The following is a 26,994-nucleotide window of genomic DNA, read 5'->3' as shown; positions in this document are numbered from 1 at the left end:
CGGCCGGCGAGGAAAGGCTGACGGTGAAGGTGAAGTTCGTCGTGCCGGTGTTGCCTTCGTTCAAGGAGACGTCGTCGACCGAGAGATTGGCCGGGCCGCCGCCCTGCGGCGTGACCGAAAGGTCGTCGACCGACAGTCCGTGGTCGTTGCCGCCGTCGTTGATGTCGGACCAGCGGAGCCAGATCTCTTCACCGTTGGCGACCGTGACGGTGATCGTCGACGCCAGTGCGGTGCGATTGGCCGCGGCGTTGCCGTCGAGGGCTGCGGCGGTCGCGCCGACAGTGGGGCTCGTGAAGTCGAGTGCGTTCGAGTCGAGCCAGCCGGTAGTCGGAGTGTTGGCATCGGTGACAACGGTCGCTGCCGCGACCTGGTACTGGAAATCGAGCTGGTGAACGGCCGTGTTGCCGCCGTTGCGCCATTGCTCGCCGTTGTAGGTGACATCGAGGGAGGTAATCGTCGAACCGGTATTGTTGACGAAGCGCACCGCGTTCAGGATCGTCCCGGGAGTGCCCGACGAGGCCGAACCGAAGGCCCGCTCGGTCGCCGTACCAGTGCCGTAACTGTAGATCGCCCCCGTGTTGGACGCACCCGCATCCGCGCGGTAGGTGGTTGGGCTCGCGGGAACGAGGCTGAACTGCGAGTACCACCCCGTGAGTGTCGAGTTGTCGTTCCAGGCATTCGCCGTGCCCGTGGTTGCCAGCGTGTCGAAGTTCTGGGTGTAGGGACTCCCGAGCGTGGTGAGCGAGACCTGGGCCTCGGCGCTCGAGAGGGCCAGTGTGCCGATGCAGAAGAGAAGTGCGGCGCGGGCGGAGAGTTTCATCTCGGGGCTCCAGGGCTGGGCGAGCGGTCTCTTGGACGGACAAGGTGCATGGAACGACGGATTCTGCCGGAAATCGGTGCGGCGGGTGTGGCTGAAGGGGAAAGATAGCGCGACGGCGGGGTGACGTCACCTGCTCCCGCCTCGGCGACCCCCGTATCCCCACCCCACGGAGGGGGTGTGTCGGCGAACGCCCCGCCTCATGGTAGGTTGACTTCCCAACCCAGAAGGAGGCCTCCATGGCCCACTCGAACTTTCGACCCGTCTTCTCCTCCCCGACTGTCATCTGGCTCGCCTTCCTGACCCTGGCGCTGCCCGCCATGGGCGCCGCGGATGGCGCGCCCGCGTCGGTCCTGCCGGTCGTGCGCGGCGGGAGCATCGACTTTCCCCTGGAAGGTCCGGCAACGGCCGTCGAGCTCACGGTCTCCGGCCCGACGGGGGAGGTCGCGAGACACCTCTTTTCGGCCGGCAGCCTGCCGACCCTGGCGCTCCTGCGCGGCGACGGCTCGGCGCTAGCCGACGGCAGCTACACCTGGCAGCTGCGCGCGATCGCCACCCACGGGCGCAGCCGCTCCGAGGCGGAAGCGGTCGCCGGGGCGATGGCAGTTCGGCCGGCGGGCGAGTCGGGCTGGGTGGTGAGCGGCGGCTTCGCGATCGTCGACGGCGCGGCCATCGCGGGCGCCGCGAGCGAGCCGAGCCGTGGCGACGTCCGCGGGCCGCGCAGTCCGGAGGGTTCGCCCACGGCTGCTGCGGGCGGACCCGTCCTCTCCACTCTGGACCAGGTGATTCCCGATGATCTGATCGTCCAGGGGAGCCTCTGCACCGGGCTCGACTGCGTCAACAACGAGAGCTTCGGCTTCGACACCATCCGGCTGAAGGAGAACAACCTGCGGATCAAGTTCGACGACACCTCGGTCGGGAACTTTCCCGCGACCGACTGGCAGTTGACCGCCAACGACTCAGCGTCCGGGGGCCTGAACAAGTTCTCGATCGAAGACATCACCGCCGCCCGGGTGCCGTTCACGATCGAAGGCAGCGCCGCCACCAACTCCCTCTACATCGACGACGCCGGGCGCATCGGCCTGCGCACCGCGACGCCGGTGCTGGACCTCCATATCTCCACGAGCAACACGCCGGGGGCGCGTCTCGAACAGACCGGCGCCGGCGGCTTCACCCCCCAGACCTGGGACATCGCCGGCAACGAGGCGAACTTCTTCGTCCGCGACGTCACCGGAGGCTCCCGGCTGCCGTTTCGCATCCGCCCGGGCGCGCCGACGAGCTCGATCGACATCGCCGCCGACGGCGAAGTCGGCATCGGCACCGCGTCGCCCGAGGCGAAGCTCCATGTCAACGGCGACAATATCCGGCTCAAGAAGACCGCGAATGCAGGCAACACCCAGATCGGCCTCGAGATCGTGAGCGCCGGTGGCACGGTCGACGCGACCTGGGCGGTGCGCAACAACCCGGTGAGCGGCGCCCTCCTGGTCACCGACAACGTCGCCGGACCCGCGCCGTTCAAGATCTTTCCGGCGAATCCGCAGGACCTCCTCGTCCTGCGCAACAACCGGCTCGGCATCGGCGGTGTGGCGAATCCGACCCAGAACATCGACCACGCTTCCGGCGCGAAGCTCATCGGCGGAAACTGGACGAACGCCTCCAGCCGCGAGCTCAAGACCGGGATCGTCGACCTTTCTCCGGAAGTGGCGCGCGAGGCGTTGGACGGTCTCCAGCCGGTGACGTTCGCCTACCGGTCGAATCCGGAAGACCAGCAGGTCGGCTTCATCGCCGAGGACGTGCCGGATCTGGTCGCGACCGAAGACCACCGCGGCCTCTCGGCGATGGACGTGGTGGCGGTGCTCACCGGAGTCGTCAAGCAGCAGCAGCGCACCATCGAGACGCTCGAGGCCCGGCTCCGAGCGATCGAGGCGAGCGGCGCGGAGCGGCCCTAGAGACCCGGGCGCGGCGATTCGAGCAACTCCCGGACGCCGAGCTCGCGCGCGCGGGCGACGGCGCGCGGGAAGAGCACGCTGTTCTCGAGATGGACGTGCAGGTGCATCTCGGTCTCGAGATGGGCGAGGCCATCGTAGAGCGCCCGGAAAGTGTTGCACGCGCCGGCCGGCGGAACGTAGCCGCCGGTCAGCTCGCGCAGCCGGACGAGCGCCGCTCCCGCTCCGTCGTGATCGCCCTCGAGGGCGGTGACCTGCTCAGCGATCGGCGAGGGCCGCGCGCCGGCGCTGGCGGCGGGTGCCTCCAGAGCCTCGATCGCGGGAAAGAGCTCCGCCTCCTCCTTCCCCATGTGCTCTTCGAGCTCGGGGCGGAACGCGCGAAAGATGCGGACGAGCTCGGGCACGACCTCCGGATGAGCGCGGCCGTGGGCCTCGAGCACCCGCTCGGCCATCCGGCCGAGGCGCGGCAGCTCTTCGCGCAGCGGCACGTGGAAGCGCTCGACGATGTAGCGGGTGAGCGCCGGCAGGGGCGCGTCGGCCAACGAGGCATCGGGCTCTGCGGAAACCGCCGCGAGCTCCTCTTCGAGCTCGGCCAGCAGGCGATCGGCCGGCAGGCCCTTTGCCTGGCAGGCCTCGCCGAGCGGTCGCTTGCCGCTGCAGCAGAAGTCGACGCCGGCGCGATCGAAGATGCGGCTGGTGGAGGGATAGCGGGCAACGATCTCGCCGACGGGGGTGGACAGGTCGAATGTGCTCAAGGGGAGAGTCCTTTCCGCCCCCGTCGCGGGGGCCCTGCTCGCTGCTCGACGCCAAGGTAGCAGCGACGGAGAACGGGGCGCATGACCGGCGTCATAGGGGAGTCGGCGAATGCGGGACGGCGGGGATCGGTTACGATCCCTCCATGAGTTCCCAGGTTGAGCAGGCGATTGCCCAGCTCCCGCTCTACCGGCGCCTGCAGGCCGACGACCGGGTCAAGCTGGCGGCGGTTTCGACGCTCGAGAGCTTCCCGCGCGCCAGTCTCATCTTCCGCGAGGGCGATGCCGCCCGGTCGGTGCACGTCGTCGCCTCCGGCCGCGTGAAGGTCGCGAAGCTGACCCCGGCCGGCCGCGAGGTGATCCTCGACATGCCCGGGCCCGGCGACCCGATCGGTGCCGTCGCTGCCTTCGAGGGCTTCGCCTATCCGGCCTCGGCCACGGCGACCGTCGACACCGTCTGCCTGGTGACCCGCCGCGACGCCTTCTTTGCGCTGCTCGAGGCGCATCCGTCGCTGGTTCGCGGTCTGCTCTCCGGTCTGACGCTGCGCCTCGTCGAGCTGACCAAGCGTATGGCGGAGCTTTCGGGTGGGAGAGTGGAAGCGCGCATGGCGCGCCTGCTGTGCAAGCTCGCCGACGAGCAGGGTGTCCGCAACGACGAGGGCGTTTTCGTCCCCGTGCGGCTGACGCGCCAAGAGTTGGCCGACCTCTGCGCGACGACGATCGAGACCGCCATCCGGGTGATGAGCCGCTGGGGCAAGGAAGGCCTCGTGCGCACCGACCGGGAAGGCTTCCAGATCCTCGACCCGGCGGCGCTCGAGCTCGTTGCCCTCTCCTGAGCGCTCCGCAGAACCGGTCTCCACAGCCGGTGCCCGGCCCGGCCGCCCCGGCCAGTCGCTCCCTGCGCTCTACGCCGCTTTCGCCCATGCCGCGCTCGTCGTGGCGCTGGGCCGGGCCCTGGTCGCGCCCGAGGACCTCACCACCTTCCCGAGCTCCTCGCGGTTCGTCGGCTACGTCCATCTGCTGACGCTCGGGTTCCTTGCCTCGGCGGTCTACGGGGCGATCTACGCCTTCGCCCCTTCGGTCCTCCGGCTGCCGCTCGCCGAGCGCCGGCTCGACCTGGCCGCCTTCGTCCTGCACGCTGCGGGGACGATGGCGATGGCCCACGGCCTCGCCGCCGCCGGTCCATGGCACGCCGCGGTCGGCGGCACAGCCGCCTTCCTGGGCGGCGTTTGGATTCTCGGCCGGCTGGCGCTCGGTCTCCCGGCCTGCCGTGTCCCGCTGGGCACGCGAGTTCTGATCGGGAGTGCCGCCGGCTTCTTCCTGCTCGCCGGAGGCCTCGGAGTCTCTTTCGCCTGGGCGCGAATCTTCGGCCTGCCGCCGGCTCTCGAGCGTTCGGCGATCCTCGCCGCCCACGCCCATCTCGCCGCTTTCGGCTGGCTCACCGGCACTCTCTTCGGATTCGGTTCGCGGATGCTGCCGATGCTCTTCGCGGCCCGCCCCGGCGCCGGTCGTGACCTCTACTGGATCGCAGCGCTGCACGCCGCCGGTGCGCTGGGGTTGGGAGCCTCCATCCTCCTGACTCCGTCGCTGGTGCCGTGGTTCGCCGTGGTGGCGGCGCTCGCCGTCGTCGCCTTCCTCGCCCACGGCGCGGCCCTGGCCCGGCGGCGCGTGCGCCCTGCGACCTTCCGGAGGGGCTTCGATCCCACCCCGGTGCATGCGGTCCTGGCCCTCGCGGCGCTCGCCGGGGCGACGGCACTGGGGGTCCTCCTTGCCTGGTTTCCGGAGGACCTGGCACTGCGCCGCGCGATCGTGCCCTACGGCATCCTCGTCCTGCTCGGTTTCCTGGCGCAGATGGTATTCGGCGTCGCCGGACTCCTGGCCCCGGCCTACGCCTGGATCCGCCGGCACGGCGGGGCAAGCCCGCGATCCTCGGCTTCGGCCCAGCCGCCCCCGGCGGCGCTCGACTTTCGGGCCTCCCTGCCCTGGTTGCGCGTCGTCCTTGCGGGCTGGGGCCTGGGCGTGCCCCTGCTCGCTGGCGGGGCCTTCATCGGCCGCCACGAGATCATCCGGCTGGGATCGCTCCTCCTCCTGGCGGCGACGTTGGCCAGTGCGGCGCACCTGCTCGCGCTCGCCGGGCCGCCGCCGGCAGGATCTGGCCGTCCCACCCGATGAGGGGGTGCCGCACTGCGGCAAAAAAGTGGGAGAATTCCACGGAAGGGAGACTGGATGCCGAGGCTGGAATGGAGGGCGGAGGTCCGACAGGACTATCCCGAGATCTGGACCGAAGAGGCCGTTTCCGCCGTCGAGGCACTCGCGCCGTGGAACCGTGAGCGCCTCTCCCTCATGGCGGAACGGATCCGACGTCGCGCGATGCGGGCGGCCGATCGCCGGCCGATCGATTTTCTCGATCCCGAGAGCGTGATTCCAGGTACCGGACTTCGTGTCCAGGACGCCCGCGACGGCAAGTTCACCGGTCCCGAGATCCCGCCCGACCTCGTGCGTCAGTGGATCCAGGGGACGGGCCCTGCCACCCGGCCTCAAGCCTCCGAAAGGAACGAGGGGGCGGCGAGTGGGCTGAGAAACGTCGCGTACGCTCTGCTCTCCGGCGCCGACGGCTGGATGTTCGACGGCGAGGACGCCCTCGGCCAGGTCGCCACGATGGCGCTCGACAACCAGCGCAACCTCAAACTGGCGATCGCCGCGGACCCACGCTTCCTGGAGGTGGCGGGCCAGGTCGCCGGCGAAATGAACGCCTGGGCGCGCCGATTCTTCGGTCGCGAGATCATCGCCGACTGGCGCGCGCAATTGGAATTCACCACGAAGATCTTCCGCGCCCGCGGCCTGCACTTGGACGATCGCCATCTGCGCGAGGCGGACGGCACGGGATTCTCGGCCTCGATCGTCGATGTCGTGCTCTACGTCGTCAACAATCAGCGGCGCCTGCGCGCTGCCGGATCGTCGGTGGTGCTCTATCTGCCGAAGATCCAGACGGCCGGCGAAGCGGCGCTCTGGAATCGGCTTCTGCTGGCGCTGGAGGCGCACCTCGGCCTCCCGCCCGGAACCATTCTGGTCTACGTCCTGGTCGAACAACTCGAGGCGGCTTTTCAGCTGATGGAGATCCGGGCCGCGCTCGGGGTGCATTTCGTCGGCTTCAACACCGGGCGCTGGGACTACATCAACAGCGTCTCCGACGCGCTCGCCTGGGATCCGGAGTTCGTGAATCCGAACATCGACGCGATCACGATGACCTATGGCTACATGCGCCACTACGAGGACCGCGTGCGGCGGGCGGTGAACACGCCCGATCTCGCCGGACGAATGGCGCTCTGGCAGGGCGGCATGGAGCCGAACATTCCGGTCGGCTCCCCGGCCGGTGTCGCCGCCGGGATGCGGCGCGCGGTCGCCGGCGCCGAGCGCGAGCAGCGCGAGGGAGCCTCCGGCAAGTGGGTGGCGCACTGGAAGATGGTGCACATCGTGCGGCCGGTGTGGGAGGTCGCGGGCGCCGACAATCAGCTCGGCCGGGCCTTCCCGCGTCTCACCTACGGCGCGGCCGACGCCCGGAAGCTCGTCGAGCTCGAGGCGGCGCCGCGCACGGTGCGCGGCGCACGCGATCTCCTCTCCGTTGCCCTCCAGTACGGCAACGCCTTCGGTCAGGGCTTCCAGGCGGCGGCACTCAAGCCCGCCGACTTCTTCGGCGACGAAGACGTGCTCTATCTCATGGAGGACATGGCGACCGGCGAGATCCGTCTGAGCATCCTCTGGGAGTGGCTGCACAAAGGTGGCCGCTTCACCGAGGACGACGCGCCGACGGGAGTGCGCGCCGGCGAAGCCCTTTCGGCCGGGATCTTCGAGCGCCTGCTCGACGAGGAGTACGACAAGCTGCTCGCCGCCCGCGACCGCGACGTCCACGACGATTCCAAGACCACGACCCTGCCGATCGCGAGAGCGATCGTCAAGGCCTACGTCGCGTCGAAGACCAAGGCGCCGTGGTACATCGACCTGCTGAATCTGAATCTCGACGAGTACGACCTCGCCGTCGCGCGCCAGCGCATCGCGCAGTTCCTGGAGCTCTTCGAGAAAGACGGTACCCGTATCACCGGCAATCTCGACTTCACGCCTCGACCGGCACCCTGACCGAGAACAGGACCCCCCTATGACCACCATGACCCAGTTCGACCAGCAGGTGGAAGCTCTGCAGCAGTGGTTCGACAGCCCGCGTTTCGCGCGCGTCCTGCGGCTCTACTCGGCGCGGCAGGTGGCCGCACAACGCGGGGGGATCGCCGTCGACTACACGGTGGCTCGCGAGGCGGCTGCGGCCTTTCACGCCCGCCTCCGCGAGCTCTTCGCGGAGAGGAGGAGCATCACGACCTTCGGGCCTTATTCACCCGGCCAGGCGGTGACGATGCGGCGTCTGGGGATCGAGGGGATCTATCTCGGAGGCTGGGCGACCTCGGCCAAGGGCTCGGTGACCGAGGACCCGGGTTCCGACCTCGCGAGCTATCCGCTTTCGCAGGTTCCCGACGAAGCCGCGACCCTGGTGCGCGCCCTGCTGACCGCCGACCGCAACCAGCATTTCCTGCGCTCTCGCATGAGCGAAGCGCAGCGCGCGGCGACGCCGCTCGCCGACTTCCGCCCGTTCATCATCGCCGACGCCGACACCGGCCACGGCGGCGATCCGCACGTGCGCAATCTCGTCCGCCGCTTCGTCGAGGCCGGGGTCCCCGGCTACCACATCGAGGACCAGCGCCCGGGCACGAAGAAGTGCGGGCACCAGGGCGGCAAGGTACTGGTGCCCTCCGACGAGCAGATCAAGCGTCTGAACGCGGCGCGTTTTCAGCTCGACGTCATGGGCGTGGAGGGGATCATCGTGGCGCGCACCGACGCCGAAGCGGCGACGCTCCTCGACGGCAGGAGCGACGAGCGCGACCAGCCGTTCATTCTCGGCGCGACGAATCTCCAGGTGCCCGCTTACAAGCTCTGCTTCCTGGCGCTCATGAAGCGTTTCTACGACCGGGGCGTGGGTGAGCTCAACGGCCACCTCCTCTACAAGGTGTCGGTCGAAGAGTACGCCGCCGCCGGGCTCTGGCTGGACCGCACGGGCCTGGGCAAGCTCGCCGACGACGGCGCCGCGGTCTACGCCAAGGGCGGCGCGGCGAGGGTCGACGCGATCTTCGACGAGGCCGAATCGCGCCTGGTGGAGCGGTGGGAGGCCGAGGCCGGGCTCGAGACCTACGGCGAAGCGGTCGCCGAGATCCTCGAGTTCCGGGCGGGCGAGGGTGAGGCGCTCGAGGTGACCGTCGAGCAGTGGCGGAAGTTTGCCAGAAGGGCCTCGTTCTACTCTGCCCGCGAGAAGGCGAAGGCGCTGGGCATCAACATCATCTGGGACTGCGAGCACGCGAAGACCCCGGAGGGCTACTACCAGGTGCGTGGCGGGGTCGACTATGCGATCGCCAAATCGCTCGCCGCGGCGCCGTTCGCCGACGTTCTCTGGATGGAGACCAAGACCGCGGATCTCAAGGATGCCCGGGAGTTCGCCGAGGCGATCCACGCCGAGTTCCCCGAGATGATGATGGCCTACAACCTCTCGCCCTCGTTCAACTGGGACTCGACCGGCATGGGCGACGACGAGATGCGGCGGTTCCCCGAGGAGCTCGGCAAGATGGGCTTCGTGTTCAACTTCATCACCTACGGTGGCCATCAGGTCGACGGGGTCGCCGGGGAGGAGTTCGCCACGGCCCTGAAGCAGGACGGAATGCTCGCCCTGGCGCGGCTGCAGAGGAAGATCCGGCTCGTCGAGTCGCCCTACAAGACCCCGCAGACGCTGGTCGGCGGCCCGCGCTCCGACGCCGCGCTGCTCGCCTCTTCGGGGCGCACGGCGACGACGAAGGCGATGGGCAAGGGATCGACGCAGCACCAGCACCTCATCCAGACCGAGGTGCCGAAGAAGCTCCTCGAGGAGTGGCTCGGCCTCTGGAGCACGCACTACGGGCTCGAGCTCAAGCTCGGCGTCGAGCTCAAGCCACACCGCGCGGGGTCCGAGCTCCTCGAGCTCGCGATTGTCGGAAAGGGGGGCAAGGAGGGCGAGAAGGAGGCGAACGTCGTCTTCGCGCCGATCCAGGATCGCCACGGCCGGGTCATCCTATCGGTGCGCGACCAGAACACCTTCGACGAGAAGCTGCGCCAGAAGCGGCTGATGACCCTCATCCACCTCTACCTCGTGCACCGCTACAAGGCCGACTCCGTGCACTACGTCTCGCCGACCGAGGACAACCAGTACCAGGCGGCGAAGATGAAGTCGCACGGCGTCTACTCCGCGGTCAATACGGAGGTCGGCCAGATCATCGTCGCCGAAGTCGACCGGGCCCAGGTCGAGAGACTCCTCGCCGCCGACCGCGTCGAGCTCGGCAGGCTGGTCCGCAAGGAGAGCTGAAGATCGCGCGGGGCTCGCTAGTCGAGGCCAGTGGTGGCTTCGTCGTCGAAGGGCCGTAACGCCTCGGGCAGCCGTCCGTAGGCGCGCAACAGCTCCGGCGGCGCCCCGTACCGATAGCCGGAGGAGACTTCGTCGAGCAGGCTGCGGGCGGCGCGGAAGTGGCCCGCCGCCATCTCGGCTTCGGCGGCGATCAAGAGCTCGCGCGCCGAGGCCCGCGGGCCTAGCGAACGCGCGAGAAGAGCGGCCGCGGCCGCGGCGGCGTCCGGTTCTCGGCGCAGCAACAGGGTCTGAGCCCTGAGGAGAACCGCTTCGCGGCCGAGCGCATGCGCGGCGGGGATCGAGGCGAGTGCGGCGCTCAGCTCTTCCAGCGCGAAGCGATCACCGGCGGCGAGCGCCAGCCTGCCAGCGTCGATCACGCGCAGCAATGCATCGTCCTTCGCCAGCGAGTCGGCAGTCTCGACGGAGATCCCCAGGCGGCGGGCGAGACGCGTCGCGCGGAGGAGGAAGCCGCGTTCGCTAAGGCGGCGCAGCCGCCGCGGTGCCTCGGCGTCGGCCACGAAGGAGTCGTACGGCGCGAGGAGCCCGCCGAGCGCGGCCGGCTCGAGGCCGCGGAATCCAGGCGCTGACGTCGCGAAGCGGAGGCGGTTGCGATCCTCGCTGAGGAGCGGCGCGCCCGCCGCGAAACGCCGGGCGCCGGCGCTGTCGAGGACCCGCGCGTCGGCAAGCTCGCCCCGGTCGAGGATGCCGATCTCCGCCCAATGCGCCGGGTCGCCCGGTAACGCTCCGGCGCCGGCGAGGTCGAGCGCCGCGTCCGACGCCAGGAAAAGGAGCGAGCCCGGATCGAGCTGGACGACTTCTACCTCGCGAAAGCTGGCGAGCAGGGTCGCGGAGAGCTCGCGCAGCAGCGGCGCGTCGAGGAAGGCGAGGCCCATCCACTGCACGAAAACGCCGCTGGGTGTCAGCCGGTCGTGGACCAGGGCGAAGAACTCACGACTGTAGAGGTGGGCGCCGGCGGCGGTCCACGGGTGGGAAGGTTGCGAAACGACGATCTCCCACTTGGCAGGGTCGCGGCGCAACAGCGCCCGAGCGTCGGCGGCCACGATCTCGAGCCGCGAATCGGCGAGTGGATCGCGGGCTCGGTGCGAGGCGAGCAGTCGGTTCGCGGCAACCACCGCGGGTTCGATCTCGGCGACCCGCAGCCGTTCGATCTCGGGGGGGATCGTCTCGAGCGCCACGCCGCCGCCGAGGCCGACCATGAAGAGCGAGCGCGCCCCGGGTCTTGCGGCGCTGCCGAGGTTTCCCAGACCGAAGGCGGTGGCGAGCCGGCCGCGCCGGGCGCCTGGCGGGAGAATCAGCGACTCCGGCAAACCGTTGGTCGCGAGGCGCCAGCCGGCGCCGCGATCGACGACGATGACCGTCGCGGTGCTGCCGGCCTCGGCCGAGAGGAGAGCGCCGCGCTCGCTCGCGAACTGGCCGAAGGCGACGCGGCGCAAGAGAGCATCCGGGCGAGCGAGGGGCAGCAGGAAGATGAGAGCGACTCCGGCGAGCCAGCCCACGCCGGCGACGACCGTTGGGCTCCTCCCGCTCTCCGCAGACCGACGCCACGGGAGCGCCAGAGCGGCGGACAGCGCCGCCGAGAGGGCGACAATTGCGCCGGCTCGCGCGGTGCCTTCGAAGCCGATCTTCGGCAGCAGCACGAAGCCCCCGAGGGTCACGCCGGCGACCGCGCCGACGGTGCTTGCCGCCAGGATCTGACCGGCAGCGAGCGGGCCGCCGGCGCCGCGCTCGGCTGCGGCTCGGAAGGCGAGCGGTACGCCGGCGCCGAGAAGGAACGTGAGCGGCAGCAGGAGGGCGCTCGCGATCAGCAGGCGTGTGCCGAGCGCCGCACCCTCCGGCGGCAGGCGGGCGGCGAACTGAGAGAGAGCGAGAAAGGCGAGGGCGCTGCTGAGCCCCGCGAAGGCCTGCAGCGCGACGAAGCTCGCGAGCGGGCGACCGGCGAGCCTCGGATGTGAGGCGACGCCGGCTCCGAGCGCGAGGCCGAGGAGAAACAGGGAGAGCATCGCCCCGAAGCCGGCGAGCGACGATCCGAGCAAGTAGGCGAGCAGGCGGGTCCAGAGCATCTCGAGCACGAACGAGGCGACGGAAGCGAGCGCCAGAGCCGCGAGAAGCAGCGCGGGCGCAGAGCGGCCGCGCGGTTCGCGTACTTCCTGGCGAGCGCGCGCCGAGACCAGGAGGAGGACGAGCAGTCCGGCAGTCGCGTGGCCTGCCGCAGCGAGTCTCTCGGTCGCCGCCAGGCCAAGGGCAGGCAGGAGCCAGAAGCTCGCGCAGGCCGCGCCGACGGCAGCACCGAGCGTATTCACCGCATAGAGCGCCCCCAGTCCGCGCCGGTCGGAGTCGTCGCCCAGCGCCGCAGCGAGCAGCGGCAGAGCCGCGCCCATGGCGGTCGCCGGCAGCAGCAGGAGCGCGATGGCCGCCAGAGCCTCGAAGAGCATCCACCCCGGACCCATCGCCGGCCAGCCCGAGGCGACCAGCACCGATTCCGCGGCGCCGACGAGCCAGCCGAGAGCCGGCACCAGCAGCGCGCCGGCGCTGACCGTGAGCTCGGCCGCGGCATAGCCGATCCCGGGCCGTTTGCCACCGGCGAAACGGCCGCCGAACCAGGCGCCGAGCGCGAGGCCACTCATCGTGGCCGCAACAACCGCGGCGATCGCCACTTCTCCCGCCCCCAGGACGAGCGAAAGACGGTCGGACCAGGCGACCTGCAGCGCCAGCCCCGAAGCGCCGGAGACGAGCAGCGCGAGCGCCAGCAGCGGGAAGCGGGTGCGGTTCATGAGAGGCCGGAGCCTAGCCGATCGGGGTTCGCGTCTCCGGCCGGCTGCCGCGGGGAGCCGCGTCTGGGGGTTGCGCCTGGCGAGAGGTGGTCTTAAGATACCGGCTTCTATCTGCAAGTTGAATGTGGGGGGACTATGCGCCGAACGTACTCCGTGGTTGCAGGATCCGTGCTCTTCGTCGCCGCTGCCGTCTCCGCACTCGCCGCCGCCCTGCCCGCCGCGAAGCAGCAGGAGCTCGCCGCCGCCGGACGCAACAGCTGGACTCCCGGCCAGGGACGCGGCCAGGGGCCCGTCATGGCCACGGTCGGTAGCGGCCACACCGCGCCTGCCGGAGCCGTCGCGCCGGAGGATACCCAGACGATGCAATACGACGACGGCGCCCTCACCGCCCTGCCGACGGTCTTCGGGCAGGTCTACGGCAACCGCTTCAGCCAGGGCATCGGCGGCGTGCCGCTGGGCGCACTCACGCTGAACAGCTTCTCGTTCTATTTCATGGAAGACAGCGCGGTGGACACCGGCCTGTTCTTTCAGGCCGCCGATCCGCTGAATGCCACGTCGATCTCCGCCCGCGCCTCGATCAACATCGTGGGCCTGATGAACTCCGGCCCCAGCTTCTCGGCGCCAGTGCTCAACGTCGTTGCGCAGGCCGGTCTCGGCACGACGGGAATGTTCAACGACACCTTCTTCCTCGGCGCCTGGTGCCTGAACTCGGCCACCATGTTCCCGATCAACAACGAAGTCATCGGCCTGGCGACCAACGTGCGCGGCGAAGGCAACCGCGGCTACACGGCCGTTTCGGGTGTCGGCGCGGTGGCTTTCGCTGCTCAGCCGGGCTTCAACGCCATCCTGCGCGCCAACGTGACCTCGCAGGCGCTGGTGCCGGTCGAGCTCATGTCGTTCGGCATCGACTGAGCGGAGCCCGGCGGCACGGAGGACCCGGAGCCCCGCCCACCGGCGGGGCTCTTTGTTTGTGCCGGAGCCGTGCCGGGAGTCCCCACTGAAGAAGTGATGAACTTCGTCCAACTTCTCACCACCGCGACTGTCCTCGCCCGCCTCGCCGGTGCCGAGGTCGCGCTCGACGACGCCGTCCGCGAAGAGCGCTACCGCGGGCGCGACGAGGCGCAGTTCCGCGCCGTGAAGGGGCTCGATGGCGAGCGCGGCCGGCTCGACGTCCTGCGCCGCTGCGCCCTGCGCCGGGCTATCGGCCAGCCCGGGGACGACCCCGCCCTCGAGGCCCGGGCCGAGGCCTTTCGCCGCGACGACTTTCTTGGGCGCTGGGCGGCGCGCGGCTATGACCTGCCGATCGCGACGCCGGCCGGGGAGGCCGTGCGCGCCGAGCTCGAGCGCTCCCTGCCCGATCTGCCGGAGCGCTGGCGGCTGTCGCACATCTTCCTCGCCGCAGCGACCGAGGAAGAGCGTTCGGCGGCAGTCGAACGGCTCGCGGCCCTCTGCCCGACACTGCGCACGCTCGAGGAGTTCGGGCGCCAGGCTCGGTCGATCTCGCAGTCGGAGTCGGCCCGCCGCAACGGGCGGCTCGGGGTCGTCAAGCCGGGATTCCTGCGCCCCGAGGCCGAAGTGGTGATCCGGGCGCTGCCGCTCGGACAGGTGAGCGCACCGGTGGTGACCGGCCCCGGTGTCCACCTGTTCTGGGTCGAGGAGCACTTCCCGGCAGGCCGTGGCCTCACCGACAAGGACGTCGAGCGCGAGCTCGCTCGCCGGCGCGCCGCGGCGGTCGCCGACAATCGGCGGCAGGCGCTGGCGCGAGCCCCACGGGCAGAGTTGGGACAGCCCGCGAGCGACGGTCTGCCGGCCTATCTCAGGATCGGCGAGACGACGATGCCGGGGGAGCTCGTGCGCGCCGTAGTGGCGAGCGCCGACCCACCGGAGCGGCTTTCGGCCTGGATCGAGAGCGAGCGGCTCTGGCATCTCGCTCGCCTCGAGAGGCGCCTGAGCCTGGAGGAGCAGCGGCGCGGCGACGACGTTGCAGCCGATCTCCGCCTGCGCAGCCGGATCGAGAGAGCGGCCGAGAGCCGGATCGTGGATCCGACCGAAGAAGAGATCGCCGCCCGCTTCTCCGCGAACCCCGCGCGCTACCGGCGACCCGAGCAGATGGCAGTGCGGTTCCTGCGCCTGGCGATTCCACGCGACCGCGACCCGTTCGCGGAGGAGCGTCGGCTGGAGGCCGAGATCGTGGCGTCGCGTGAAACGGGCGGTGGCCTCGAGGCAGTCGCCGCCGCGAGGGCGCTGTCTGCCGCGGCGCTCTCCGTCGTCGACCTGCGTCCGCTGATCGAGGTCGCCGGCGAGCTCGGTCCACAGGTGTTCGAGCAGGTGAAAGACCTCGCGCCGGGTGCGCTCAGCGCGCCGATTCACGACGCTTTCGACTGGGTGGTCGTGGAGGTGACGGCGCGAGAGGCCGCGCGTCCGCTCGCCGCCGCCGAGGCGGCGCCGGAGGTCCGTGCGGCGATCCGCGCCGAGCGCCGTCGGGCGGGGTTGGCGGCGCGAGCGACCGAGCTGCTGGCCGGTTTCGAGCTGACGGACGCGGGACGCCAGTGGGTCGCCGAGGGCGTGAGGTGAAGGACCGACGACGCGGCTCCCGGGCGGCTGCGCTCCTGCTCGGTGTCGGAGCGCTCGCCGGTCTCGGCGCCGGCTGTGGCCGGCCGCGCCCCGACGTCCTCATCGTCACTCTCGACACGGTGCGCGCCGATCGCTTCGGCATCACCGGCGACGCGCAGGCGCACACGCCGAATCTCGACGACCTCGGGCGGCACGGTTTCCTTTTCGCGGAGCATCTGACGCCGGCACCGATCACCCTGCCGGCGCACGCCTCGATCTTCACCGGGCTCTATCCGCCGGCGCACGGCGCGCGCGACAATGGGCTCTTCGCCCTCCTCCCCGACCAGCTCACGATCGCCGAGCTTTTCGAAGAGGCCGGCTACCGCACCAGCGCCTTCATCGGATCCTTTCCGGTCTCGGCGAAGTTCGGCCTGAACCAGGGCTTCGCGGTTTTCGACGACGACCTGCCGCAGGAGGGGCCGGGTGGGCCGGGGGTCTACTTCCCCGAGCGTCCGGCAGCGGCGGTCATCGGCCGCGCCATCGCCCATCTTCGCGAGCTGCCGGAGGCGGGCCCGCGCTTCACCTGGATCCATCTTTTCGATGCCCATCAGCCGCTGCTGCCGAAGGCGCCGTGGGACGTGCGCTTCGCCGCCGATCCGTATCGCGGCGAGATCGCCGGCCTCGACGAGCAGCTCGGCCGGCTGTTCACCTTCTTGCGCGAGTCCGGCCGCTTCGACCGCACCCTCGTCGTCGTCACCGCCGACCATGGCGAGGCGCAAGGGGAGCACGGCGAGCTGACGCACGGGGTCCTCCTCCACCAGCCGACGCTGCATGTGCCGCTGATCCTCCACGGACCCGGCGTGCCGGTGGGCCGCACGACCGAGTGGACGATCTCGACGCAGCTCTTCGCGACCGTCACCGAGCTCGCCGGCCTCGAGCCGCCGGCCGATGCGCGCCGCGGCACGAGCCTCGTTCCGCTCCTCGCCTCGGGCGGCGTCCGTCCAGCAGGCTGGCCCCGTTTCGAGGCCTACTTCGAGACCCTGGCGCCGCGGACCTCCCAGGGTTGGTCGCAGCTCACCGCCTGGATGGAAGGCTCCTGGCGGCTGGTGCACGGCCCGGCACCGCACCTCTTCGATCTCGCCGTCGATGCCGCCGAGATCGACGACCGTTTCGCCGCCGAGCCGCAGAAGACGGCGGCACTGCTCCGGGACCTCTCCGGCTTCCTCGCAGCGCAGGAGCAGGCCGCACCTGCCCGCGCCGCGCAGGCGCTCGACGTCGAGACCCGCGCCAAGCTCCAGGCGCTGGGCTATCTCGCGGCCGGCGGCGGCGACATCCAGCAGCTCTCCGACATGCTCGACGTCGCGGGGCTCCCGGATCCATACCGGCTGGTCGTCGACATCTCGGCCTTTTCCGAGGCCAAGGGTGCGATGGCACAGAAGGACTGGAGCCGCGCCGAGGCGCTCTGGCGGCAGGTGCTGTCGCGTTCGCCGGCGAACTCCCAGGCAATCCGCGGCGTGGCGATCATCGCCGCGATGCGCGGCGACCTGGCGGGCGCCTGCCGGGAGCTCGAACTGGCCCTGCAGCGTGTGCCCGAAGACCTCGAGGCGCGACAACTCCTCGGGCAACTGCGGATCGAAGGCGGTGCGATGGAAGAGGGTCTGGCCGAGCTGCGCAAGATTGCCGAGCCTTCGGCCGGCGCTCTGGCCTGGATCGGTCGGGTCGAGGCGCAGCTGGGTCGCACGGCGGCGGCCGAGACGGCTTACGTTCAGGGTCTCGAGCGCGAGCCCGGAAACGTCTGGTTGCGCCTCTACCGCGCCAACCTCCACGCTCGACGCAACGACCGAGACGCCGAGGAGCTGTACCGCGAGCTGCTCGCGGATTCACCCTACTTCGCGCTCGGCTGGTACAACCTGGCACTGCTGCAGCAGACTCGGGGCGAGGGCGCCGGTGCGCTGCGCTCGGCCGAGCGGGCGGCGCGGCTCGCGCCGGCGCATGAGCCGAGCCGGAGGCTGGTCGAGGCGCTGCTTTCCGGGAAGGGGAAGAGCGGGTGAAACGAGTCGTCGTCGCCGGATTGTCTTTGGGACTCCTCGCCGCCTGCCACCAACCCGGGCAACCCGGGCCGCCGCCGTTTCCTGAAGGGGTGCTCGCCCGCTGGGAGGGTGGAGAGCTCGTCGTCGAGGCGGTCGATGCGCGCTTCGGCAAGCCGGCCGATCCGGCGGCGGGCGAGGATCCGATCCAGATCCGGCGCATGGTGGAGAGCCTCGTCGAAGAGCGCCTGCTCGAAGCGAACGGTGAGCTCGAGCTCGCCACGCGCGACTCCGGTTTCGCGGAGCTGCTGCGCGACCGCCTGCGCGACCGCCGCGCCACCGCCTGGCTCGCCGGGCACAACGCCGAGTTCGAGGTCCGCCCGTCCGAGATCGCGGCGCGCTTCGAGCGCGAAAGGGCGCGTCACCGTCGTCCGGAGCGCCGGACCTTTCGCCACTTGCTGGTAGCCCCCGGGGCCGGGGAAAGCCTCGAGGACGCTTGCCGCCGCGCCGAGGAGCTCCGCCGGACGGCGGTCGCCGGGGAGAGCTTCGAGCAGCTCGTGCGTGCCCACTCCTCTTCGGAGTCGCGCGCCCAGGGAGGCCAGATCGGACCGCTTTCCGCCGAGGCTTTGCGCAAGGGACCCAGAGAGGTTCTCTTCGGGCTCGAGCCAGGTGTCGTGAGCCCCCCGGTTCCGACTCCGGCCGGCTGCCAGCTCTTTCTGGTGACCTCGATCGAGCCGGCCTCGGCGCCGGATCTCAACCTGGCTGCGCCGGAGCTGGCGCGCGAGATCGCCGACGAGCGACGGCGCGAGTGGTACCGCAGTCTGGTGCGGGCAGAGCTGGCGCGCCTCGGCAAGCCGGTTCGGGCGCTCGAGGGGATCCAGGATCCGCTGCCGCCCGACGTGCTGCTGCTCGAGCTCGACGGCGAACGCGTGACGGGCAAAGAGGCGCTCGCTGGTCGTGCCGCCGGCGAGTCGATCTCCGACGCCGCCTGGCGCCGCGTCGGCCTTACCCTCCTGGCGCGCGCCTACGGCGAAAGCGGGCCCGAGGCTGTGGCGCGGCTCGAGGCGACGACGCGGCACGACCTGGCTCTCGAGAGGGCGCGCGAGGCACGGCTGCGCAAGGCGCTCGAGGCCGTCGACCCGGAGACGCTCCGTGCCTTTCACGCCGGCGCCGTCGAGCGGTTCCGCACCGAACCGGAGGTCGAGTTGACCCTCGCCTCCTGGCCGGTTGCCGCCGGAGTCGATCCGCTGCAGGTCCAGGAGCGAGTGCTCGGCCACGTCGAGGCCCTGCGCTCGCGGCGCGATCGCGAGCTCGTCGGCGCGGGCGCCCGGTTCGTATCGTTGCCGCGCGGCGCCGTGCGCGAGATCGTGACGCGGCAGCCCGCCCTGGCGCGTCTGGCGCTCGAGACCCTCGCCGAAGGCGAGGTCTTCGGTCCCTATCAGGCCGGCCGCGCGCTGCACCTCGTGCGAGTCGACGCCTTCGCTCCGGCGCGCGACCGCGGCTTCGCCGAGAGCTCCGAGGAGGTGCGCCGCGCCTGGCTCGGTGAGCATCGCGAGGAGCTGGTCGCCGCTTCGCGCCGCGAGCTCTTCCTGGCCTACAGGGTGGAGTTCGCTCCGCAGGAGGCCTTCGAGAGCTACCGCCAGGTGTTGGTGAGTCGTCTGGTTGCGGCGCCGCCGGCTCCGGCGCCCACCGCCGGAGAGTGAACGCCCTGCTCCGGCGTACCTTCGCTCTTCTGGGCTGGACCCTCGCCCTCTCGGCCTGTGCACGCGACGGCGCTGAGCTCGCTCGCCAGCGTGCGCTGACCGCGGAGATGGAGGGGCGCTCCGATCTCGCCCGGGGCTTCTGGGGCGAGGTGGTGCTATCCCATCCGGACGATCTCCCCGCCCTGCGCAGCGCGGCGCTCGCGTGGCTGCGCGGCACCCAGATCAGTACCAGCGAAGGCCTCATTCGCCTCGATCGCTATCTCGTCCGGATGCCCGGCGACATGCTGGCCCGGCGGGAAGGAGTCGAGGCCCGGCTGCTCACCGGCAACTGGACGGCGGCCTACGCGGAAGCCACTCACCTGCCGGAGTCGGAGGCCGAGACGCATGCCCTGCGCGCCCGGGCGCTGATGGCGAGCGATGCCGCCGCGGCGCGCGCCGCGATCGACCAGGCGCTCTTGCGCGCTCCGGATCTGCCCTACATCCATCTGCTCGCGGCCGAGATTGCCTACGAGCTCGACGATTTCGCCGCCGTCGAGGGTCACGCCCTGCAGGCCCTGGGCGCTGGGCCGACGCGTCTCAGGGCGGCCTATCTGCTCGGCCGGAGCGCGCTGCGCGAAGGGGACAGGGAGGGCGCAGAGCGCTGGCTCGGGATCCACCGGCAGATGCGCGCCCTGCTCGGCGAGGGGAGCGCCGCAGCGCCCTCGCCGCGGGAGGGTCTCGCGCTCCTCGCCGATCTCGAGGCGCAGCTCGGAGAGTCGCTGCCGGATCTCCGGCTGCTGCGTGTGCGATGGTGGCTCGCTGTCGGCGACCTTGGCCAGGCCGAAGTCCTGGCGCGCGAGCTGGCGCCCGCGCTGACGCCGGACGAGCTGGGCGAGCTCGGACGCTCGGCCTACGCGGCGAAACGCGGCAGGTTGGCGCGCGAACTCTTCGAGCACGTGCAACGGCTCGCGCCGCTCGATCCGGGGGCGGCGACGTCGCTGGCGCTGCTCGATCTCGACGAAGGGGCGCCGGAGGCGGCGCGTGGCAGGCTCGTGGCGCTCCTCGCGGGCCGCTCGGCTGGCGCGCCCTGCGCGCGCTGCGAGGTCGTCCTGGCGCGTGCCGAGCAGCGCCTCGGCAACGAGGCCGAAGGGCTCGATCGCCTGCGCCGGGCGGTGCGATGGGCGCCCTGGAAGCGCGAGTGGGTGGAGGAGTTGGCGCGGCAGCTCGAGCTGCTGGGCCGCGCCGGCGAGCGTCAGCAGGTGCTCGCAGATCTCGAGCGCTTCGCGGCGCCCTCGCCTCAGTGAGGCAGGTGCTCGTGGCGCCCGGCGGTGCCGAGCCGGAATGGACCGCGCGCCAGCGGTGCCACAGCACCGGACCCTTCGATCAAGCCGTAGCTCCGCGCGAGCTCGGGCCGCGGGAAGCTCTCCTCGCCTCCGCCCGGCCAGCGCACGACGAGACGCCGGATCGCCGTGGCCTCGCCCAGTGCAATCGTCCGCCGCAAGGACGAGGAGCCGAAACTGCCGCCGGTCTGCACCCAGCGAAAGATCTGCCGCGGACCGATCGGAGTTTCGAGATCGAGCTCGATCCGGGCGCCGATCGCGGCCCGGTTCGCAGTGCTGCCCGAAAGCTCGAGGCCGACCCACGCGGCCGGCGACGCCGAGCTCTCGAACAGCGCGTCGTAGTAGGTGTCCCCGGGCCAGGCGCCGCCGAGCACGGCGTAGATGTCCTCGTCGCCGTCCTGGTCGAAATCGGCGATGGCGATGCCGTGTCCCTTCTGCAGATGTCCCACCCCCGCCGCATTCTGCGCCTGCACCAGCCGGCCGTCGGCGCGATTGTGCAGCAGAACGTTGGGTAGCAGCGCGGCGAAGTCCGGCGCCCCGGTGCCCAGGTAGAGGTCGAGGCGCCCGTCGCCGTCGAGGTCGGCGACGTTGGCCGCCATGGCGAGGATCGGGCGGTCGAGCCCGGCCGCTTGGGAGCGGTCTTCGAACGTGCCGTCGCCGCGGTTGCGGTAGAACTTCGGCAGGAGCTCGGGGGTCGAGGCCTCGCCCAGCCAGGAGGCGAGGACGTCGTCCAGGGACTCGCCGAAGAAGTCGCGCGTGAAACCGGCCACGAAGAGGTCGAGGTCGCCGTCGTCGTCGGCGTCGAAGAAGAGCGCCGGGAACGAGAAGCGGGGCTCGGCGACACCGGCGTGCGCCGTGATGTCGGCAAAGCGCGCACCGGCGACCGCCCGGCCGTCCTCATTCCCCAGGTTGCGAAAGAGCAGATTGGCTTCGCCGAAACGCGACAGGAAGAGATCGGGGCGGCCGTCGTTGTCGACGTCCCCCCAGATGGCGGCCTTGACGTAGCCGACGACGTCCAGCCCGGCCTCGCGCGCCACGTCGTCGAAGTGCCCGTCGCCGCGGTTGCGATAGAGACGGCAGGGATGGGGGTCGCCGGGCGTCGACTCGAAGCCGACGAAGAGGTCGAGGTCGCCGTCGAGGTCGTAGTCCGCCCAGGCCCCCGTCTGGGTCGGCGCCGCGAAGAGCAGCCCGGCGGCCTCGGTGACATCGGAGAAGCGCCCGGAACCGTCGTTCTCGAGCAGCGAAGAGGGGAGGCTGCCGTCGCGAGTGAGCCAGCCGCCGCGCAGGATCAGCAGGTCGGCGTCGCCGTCGTTGTCGTAGTCAGCGTGGTTCAGATTGAGGCCGCCGACCAGGCCAGCGAAGCCGGCGTGCTCGGAACGGTCGGCGAAGCCACCGTGCCCGTCGGCGGCGAAGAGGCGGAGTGGGTCGCGCGGTCCCCAGGCGGAGACGACGAGATCGAGCAGCCCGTCGCCGTCGAAGTCTTCGGCGGCGACACCGCCGGCGAGCGAGCTTTCGGTCAGGCCGGCGCTCATGGCGACGTCGCGAAAGCGCGGGAATGGACTCTCGGAGCTCCCGGATCCGGCGATCTCCGCCGGAATGCGCAGCGCTTCGGGTACGCCCGCGGGCCACTCGCCGAGCGCCATCGCGGTGATATTCAGCAGCCAGCGCGCCGTGGCGTCGTCGGGCGATTGGGCGAGCCAGGCCTCGAGGTGCGCACGCGCTGCAAGGGTCGCCGCTCGCCGCTGATGGACGCCCCCGCCCTGGAGCGGAAAGAGACAGCTCTCCGGCCCGTGACCGCCGATGCAATTCTCGATTTCGGCCTGGCGGAGGCGGGCGGTGGCGGCGACCCGCAGCGCCAGCCGCCGGCCTTCGGCTGGAAGCTCGGCCGCGCCCTCGTCGAGGAGCTTCTCGACCGCCTCGGCTGCGGCGCGCGGATTTCCGGCGTAGAGCTCCGTACGCGCCAGGTTGAGGGCGAAAGCGAGACGCTGACGGCCTTCCTCCGGCCAGGGCGTCGCCGCGAGCTCGTCGCGCAGAGCGGTGACGCGAAAGACGGGCGAAGTGCTTTCGAGGCGGCGCGCGGCTGTCTCGAGCCGGGCGGCCATGCGCGCGGTCGCGGCATCCTGCCCTCCACAACCGGTCGCGGAAGGGACTAGGATGAGTAGCAGAGCCAACGCGTGCAACGACCGGAGATCCACTGCGGAGACGATAGCGCGATCGCGGGACGGCGGAACTCCGCCCTGGCTCTTCGGACGGCGGCGGGGTGGGCTTTCCTGCTCATCGCGGTCAACGCGGGCGCCGCGGCGCAGCCGTTTCGCGACGTCGCCCACGAGCGCGGGCTCGACTTCGTCCATTCCGACTTCCGCACCGGCGAGAAGTTCTACGTCGAGAGCGCCGAGAGCGGTGGCGGTTTCGTCGACTTCGACGGCGACGGCGACGCGGACGTGCTGCTGCTTCAAGGTGCCGCCGCGCCCGTCGCCCCGGGTGCCAGGATGCCGGCCGCGCAAGCGCCGCGCTCCCGCAAGTTGTTCGAGAACCGCGACGGCCGCTTCGTCGACGTCACGGAGCGCTCCGGCGTCGCGGGGAGCGGCTTCGGGATGGGAGTCTGCGTCGGAGACGTCGATGCCGACGGCCGGGTCGACATCCTGGTCACCGAGTACGCAGCGCTGCTGCTCTTCCGCAACCTGGGCGGGGGACGGTTCGAGGAGATTGCCGCGCGCGCCGGTCTCGAGGACCGGCGCTGGAACAGCGGCTGCGCCTTCGGCGACGTCGATGGCGACGGCGATCACGACCTCTATGTGGCGCGCTACGTCGATTTCAGTTTCGACCGCAACCCCTGGTGCGGCGACCGCGCGCGCGGGGTGCGTGCTTACTGCCGGCCGGACGCTTTCTCCGGCGTCGCCGATTCGCTCTACATCAACGACGGCAAGGGCCGTTTCGTGGATGAGAGCCGCCGCCGGGGCATCGCTGCCGGAGCGGACGAGAAGGGCTTCGGCGTCCTGATGCAGGATCTGGACGGTGATTTCGATCTCGATATCTTCGTCGCCAACGACGGCACGCCGAGCCGGCACTACGTCAACCGGGGCGACGGTTTTTTCGCCGACGAAGCGCTGCTCCTCGGTACCGCCGTGTCGAACATGGGTGCGGCGCAGGCCGGAATGGGTCTCGCGGCGGGGGACGTCGACGGCGACGGCACGGTGGAGCTCGTCAAGACGAACTACTCGACCGAACCGAACAACCTCTATCGAAAGATTGCTCCCGGGCTCTGGGAGGACGAGGGCAGGCGGCGCGGCGTCGCCGAGGCCTCGTGGCCCCATGTCGGATGGGGTGTCGAGCTCTTCGACGCCGACAACGACGGCGACCTCGACCTTGCCGTGGCCAACGGGCACGCCGTCGACAACATCGAGATCTTCGAAGCCGGGCTCGCGTATGCCCAGCCCAATCAGCTCTTTGCCAACGACGGCAGCGGCCGGTTCACCGACCTGGGTGCCTCCGCGGGGCCGGGCTTCGCGGAGCGCGCGGTGAGCCGCGGGCTGGCGAGCGCCGACGTCGATGGTGACGGGCGCGTCGATCTGCTCATCACCCGTACCAACGGGCCCACCCAGTTGCTGCGCAACGAAACCGCGCAGCCGGGTCACTGGCTCGGACTGAGGCTCGTCGACCGGCGCGGCTCCGCGGTCGTGCTGGGTGCCCGCGTCGAGGTCCAGGCCGGCGGACGGACGTTGCTGCGCCACACCCGCAGCGGCGGGAGCTTCCTCTCGCAGTCGGCGCTCGACCTGCATGTCGGACTCGGCGGCTGGAGCGGGCCGGTGACGGTCGCGATCCGCTGGCCCGACGGCGCAACCCAGACGCAGAGCCTGACGACCCTCGATCGCCTGCATGTCGTGGTCCAGACTAGCGCGGCGAAGGCGCGCTGATCGCTCGCCCCTCGCCCTGACGGAGCGGGTGGTAGCGGTCGGCGGCGAGCGGACCGAAGAGCTCGCGCGAGCCGTCGGGCCAGCGCACCCGCAACTCGGCGACCGGGCTCGTGTCCGCTCCCAGACCGAAGTGCAGACGAGGATCGCTGCTCCCCTGATAGCTTCCTCCGGCCCGCACCTCTTCGACGAGCCGCCGCCCGCCGCGGTCGAAGTCGACCAGGGCTCCGATCGCCTGACTGTTCGAACCCCTGCCTTCGAGTTTCAGTCCGAGCCAGTGCCCGGCGGGAGCGCGGTTCAAGTAGACGCGCGCCGGACCGCCGCTTTCGGTGACGACGAGGTCGGGGCGCCCATCGTTGTCCATGTCGCCGGTGAGCAGTGCCCGTGCCACCCGGGGCTCGGCAAAGCCGCCGGTGGACTTCGGATCGAGAAGGGTGAAACGGCCGCGTCCGTCGTTCTGCAGGAGATGCCCGGGCTGGCGATACGACAGGCCGTCGTTCAGCAGCTCGATGTTGTCGAGCACGTCGCCGTTGGCCACGGCCAGATCGAGGTCGCCGTCGAGGTCCAGGTCGAGCAGGTCGACGCCGAATCCGAGCACGGCGAGGGAGGGTGCGAAGAGACCGGCGCCGCGCGTGGCGTCGCGAAAACCGCTGTCGGTCGCGAGGTAAAGCGTGTTGGTCTCCAGCGAGAGGTTGGTCACGATGAGGTCGAGCCGGCCGTCGCCGTCGGTATCGCCGGCGTCGACCCCCATGCCGGCTTCGGTGCGTCCCGCGCCGTTCAAAGCGACGCCCGAAGCGAGTCCGTCCTCGACGAGGCGCCCGGCCCGGTTGCGCCAGAGAAAGTTGGGTGTGGAGTCGTTCGACACGTACAGGTCGCTCCATCCATCTTCATCGAGATCCGAGGCGACGACGCCCAAGCCCTTGCCCTCGGCGTCCGCAACCCCGAAGCGAGAGGTGGCGTCGCGGAATCGTCCGTCGCCGAGGTTCTCCCAGACCGAATCGGGGGCAGCGCGAAAGAGGTCGGGATGGCAGTAGAAGAGATCGGGCGTGCTCGTTCGCCGGCAGCGCGGCTGCAGCTCCAGGTCGAGGTCGACGTAGTTCACGACATAGAGGTCGAGGTCGCCGTCACGGTCGAGGTCGGCGAAGGCGGCGCTCGAGCTCCAGCGCGGATCTTCCGCGCCAGAACCGGCGGGCGCGCGGGCAAAGCGCCCGTTCCCGTCGTTCAGCAGGAGCACGTTGGGTCCGAAGTTGGTGACATAGATGTCGACGTCGCGGTCGCCGTCGACGTCGGCGCAGACGGCACCCTGGCCGTAGCCGCGATCGGCGGCGTCGCCGGGGTCGCGCTCGACGAAGCGCCCGTTGCGCCTCACGAAAAGGCGATTGGCCGCCTCGGGTGCCGAGGTGGGCGGCAGGGGACCCGACTGAACGAGATAGATATCGAGCCACCCGTCGCCGTCGGCGTCGAGCAGGCAGCCGCCGGCGCCCATCGTCTCGGGGAGGAGCTTGCGGCCCGCGGCGCCGGTGCGATGACGAAAGTCGAGACCGAGCTCGACGGTGGCGTCGTGGAGCCAGGCCGCCGCGCTCGGCGCTGCAACGCTCGGCGGGTATTCCAGGGCGCTCGAATCGAGCGCCGCGCTCCCTTGCAGGAGCGCGATCAATCCAAGGGCCGGAGCGAAGCGCTGGTTCAAGGTTCCCATCGCGCTTTCCTCTCCTTCGCTCGAGCCAGAAGTTCCTGTAGCGCCGCATCCGTGCTCGCGCGTGCCACCGCGACCTCGAGCTGGCGCAGCGCCGCGGAGGCCTCTCCCGACGCGAGGAGGAGCCGCGCGAGCTCGACGCGCTGCGCGGTCGCTTCGGGTGCGAGCTGGAGCGCTGCGGTCAGCTCTTCGGCGCGCTCGCGCTGGCGCGAGAACTCCTGGATCCGCGCGAGCTCCGCCGCGGCCTCGTCCCTGCGGTCGAGGGCGCGGAGCGCTTGCGTCAGTCCATAGCCGGCCTCGAATCGTGCCGGCGCCTCGGTGAGCGCGGCGCGGAAGTCGTCGATTGCCGAGGCCGGCCGCTCGAGATCGAGGAGGGCCATGCCCCGGGCGGTGTGCGCGGCAGGGGAGAAGGGCGCCAGCGCGAGGGCCCGGTCGGCGAAGCTCCTTGCCCCCTGCGGATCGCCGAGATCGCGCGCGACCGTGGCGCGCAGGAGAAGCGCCGCAAAGTGGCGCGGCGCCCCCGCGAGAGCGCGATCGAGGCGAGCCGCCGCCGGTTGGAGTCTGCCCAGAGTGACGAGACAGGTGGCGGAGTCGTACTGGTAGACCGGCTCGGCGGCGAGCGCGAGCGCTCGGTCGAGTGCGACGAGGGCGCGCTCGCAGTGGCCTGAATCGGCTTCGACGCGCGCCAGGGAGTGCCAGAAGCGCGGCCGGTCCGGGCGCAACGCGACCGCCTGCTCGAGCTCGGTCACCGCCTCGGCGCGCCGCCCGAGCCCTGCCAGGGTCTCGCCGAGCAGGAAGTGCAGAACGGGAGCCTGCGGCGCCCGAACCAGCGCCGCGCGCAGCGCCGGTTCGGCCGCGCCCCAGCGCCTGGCCTGGACGTCGGCGAGCACCTCGGTCATCGGACCGGCCGTCGGAGCCGCGGAGGTCTCCGAGGGCGAGCCGGAGGGCGACGGCGCGGTTTCACCCGTGATCGCGAGGAGCGCGAGAAACGCGAGTAGGAGCAACGACTCGA

Annotated in this window: 17 protein-coding genes; 11 read left to right on the top strand and 6 right to left on the bottom strand. The window is 71.0% G+C overall.

The window, feature by feature from the left end; genetic code table 11:
• The coding region (locus KBI44_09425; GenBank protein ID MBP9144690.1) for a hypothetical protein at nucleotides 1-820 on the bottom strand (820 nt) is incomplete at its 3' end.
• A 236-nt stretch (nucleotides 821-1,056) separates the two neighbouring features.
• Between KBI44_09425 and KBI44_09420 the strand changes: the two genes are divergently transcribed.
• The gene (locus KBI44_09420; GenBank protein ID MBP9144689.1) at nucleotides 1,057-2,766 is read left to right on the top strand and encodes a tail fiber domain-containing protein; all 1,710 of its coding nucleotides are present in this window, start codon (nucleotides 1,057-1,059) and stop codon (nucleotides 2,764-2,766) included.
• On the opposite strand, the gene ric is transcribed toward KBI44_09420, so the two are convergent.
• Nucleotides 2,763-3,518 carry an iron-sulfur cluster repair di-iron protein gene (gene ric / locus KBI44_09415; GenBank protein ID MBP9144688.1) on the bottom strand — a complete coding sequence of 252 codons (756 nt, stop codon included), beginning with the start codon at nucleotides 3,516-3,518 and terminating at the stop codon, nucleotides 2,763-2,765. The two genes, KBI44_09420 and ric, sit on opposite strands and share 4 nt — an antisense overlap.
• Nucleotides 3,519-3,661: 143 nt before the next feature.
• Between ric and KBI44_09410 the strand changes: the two genes are divergently transcribed.
• Genes KBI44_09410 through aceA form a run of 4 tightly spaced genes read left to right on the top strand, consistent with a single transcriptional unit; the run spans nucleotide 3,662 to nucleotide 9,945 of the window.
• Nucleotides 3,662-4,351, top strand: coding sequence for a Crp/Fnr family transcriptional regulator (locus tag KBI44_09410; GenBank protein ID MBP9144687.1), 690 nt, complete (start codon nucleotides 3,662-3,664; stop codon nucleotides 4,349-4,351).
• The gene (locus tag KBI44_09405; GenBank protein MBP9144686.1) at nucleotides 4,338-5,687 is read left to right on the top strand and encodes a hypothetical protein; all 1,350 of its coding nucleotides are present in this window, start codon (nucleotides 4,338-4,340) and stop codon (nucleotides 5,685-5,687) included. The genes KBI44_09410 and KBI44_09405 overlap by 14 nt, the downstream gene beginning before the upstream one ends.
• Nucleotides 5,688-5,741: 54 nt before the next feature.
• On the top strand, nucleotides 5,742-7,649 hold the full coding sequence (locus tag KBI44_09400) for a malate synthase (GenBank protein MBP9144685.1): 1,908 nt from the start codon (nucleotides 5,742-5,744) through the stop codon (nucleotides 7,647-7,649).
• Between the two features lie 19 nt (nucleotides 7,650-7,668).
• Nucleotides 7,669-9,945: an isocitrate lyase ICL2 gene (gene aceA / locus KBI44_09395; GenBank protein ID MBP9144684.1), complete on the top strand. Its 2,277-nt coding sequence runs from the start codon at nucleotides 7,669-7,671 to the stop codon at nucleotides 9,943-9,945.
• Between the two features lie 17 nt (nucleotides 9,946-9,962).
• On the opposite strand, the gene KBI44_09390 is transcribed toward aceA, so the two are convergent.
• Complete coding sequence (locus KBI44_09390; GenBank protein MBP9144683.1) at nucleotides 9,963-12,776, bottom strand: fused MFS/spermidine synthase; 2,814 nt, start codon at nucleotides 12,774-12,776, stop codon at nucleotides 9,963-9,965.
• A 135-nt stretch (nucleotides 12,777-12,911) separates the two neighbouring features.
• On the opposite strand from KBI44_09390, the gene KBI44_09385 reads away from it, so the two are divergent.
• From KBI44_09385 to KBI44_09365, 5 genes are all read left to right on the top strand, one after another.
• Complete coding sequence (locus KBI44_09385) at nucleotides 12,912-13,688, top strand: hypothetical protein (protein ID MBP9144682.1); 777 nt, start codon at nucleotides 12,912-12,914, stop codon at nucleotides 13,686-13,688.
• 96 nt (nucleotides 13,689-13,784) lie between these two features.
• Nucleotides 13,785-15,350, top strand: coding sequence for a peptidylprolyl isomerase (locus KBI44_09380; protein ID MBP9144681.1), 1,566 nt, complete (start codon nucleotides 13,785-13,787; stop codon nucleotides 15,348-15,350).
• Nucleotides 15,347-17,380 (top strand): sulfatase-like hydrolase/transferase, encoded by a 2,034-nt coding sequence (locus tag KBI44_09375; protein MBP9144680.1) that lies wholly within the window; start codon nucleotides 15,347-15,349, stop codon nucleotides 17,378-17,380. Before KBI44_09380 ends, KBI44_09375 begins: the two co-directional genes overlap by 4 nt.
• Entirely contained in the window at nucleotides 17,377-19,059 is a 1,683-nt protein-coding gene (locus KBI44_09370) for a peptidylprolyl isomerase (protein MBP9144679.1), read from the top strand. Before KBI44_09375 ends, KBI44_09370 begins: the two co-directional genes overlap by 4 nt.
• Nucleotides 19,056-20,342 carry a hypothetical protein gene (locus tag KBI44_09365; GenBank protein ID MBP9144678.1) on the top strand — a complete coding sequence of 429 codons (1,287 nt, stop codon included), beginning with the start codon at nucleotides 19,056-19,058 and terminating at the stop codon, nucleotides 20,340-20,342. Before KBI44_09370 ends, KBI44_09365 begins: the two co-directional genes overlap by 4 nt.
• Here KBI44_09365 and KBI44_09360 read toward each other — a convergent pair.
• On the bottom strand, nucleotides 20,336-22,480 hold the full coding sequence (locus KBI44_09360; protein ID MBP9144677.1) for a CRTAC1 family protein: 2,145 nt from the start codon (nucleotides 22,478-22,480) through the stop codon (nucleotides 20,336-20,338). The genes KBI44_09365 and KBI44_09360 overlap by 7 nt on opposite strands.
• 72 nt (nucleotides 22,481-22,552) lie before the next feature.
• Here KBI44_09360 and KBI44_09355 point away from each other — a divergent pair, with 72 nt between their 5' ends.
• The gene (locus tag KBI44_09355) at nucleotides 22,553-24,292 is read left to right on the top strand and encodes a CRTAC1 family protein (protein ID MBP9144676.1); all 1,740 of its coding nucleotides are present in this window, start codon (nucleotides 22,553-22,555) and stop codon (nucleotides 24,290-24,292) included.
• Here KBI44_09355 and KBI44_09350 read toward each other — a convergent pair.
• Entirely contained in the window at nucleotides 24,270-25,985 is a 1,716-nt protein-coding gene (locus KBI44_09350; protein MBP9144675.1) for a CRTAC1 family protein, read from the bottom strand. The genes KBI44_09355 and KBI44_09350 overlap by 23 nt on opposite strands.
• Nucleotides 25,973-26,986 carry a tetratricopeptide repeat protein gene (locus KBI44_09345; GenBank protein ID MBP9144674.1) on the bottom strand — a complete coding sequence of 338 codons (1,014 nt, stop codon included), beginning with the start codon at nucleotides 26,984-26,986 and terminating at the stop codon, nucleotides 25,973-25,975. Before KBI44_09345 ends, KBI44_09350 begins: the two co-directional genes overlap by 13 nt.
• Nucleotides 26,987-26,994: the final 8 nt, after the last annotated feature.

It is taken from the genome of Thermoanaerobaculia bacterium (assembly GCA_018057705.1).
Classification (GTDB): Bacteria; Acidobacteriota; Thermoanaerobaculia; order Multivoradales; family JAGPDF01; genus JAGPDF01.
This window is presented reverse-complemented; position numbering and strand designations above follow the sequence as displayed.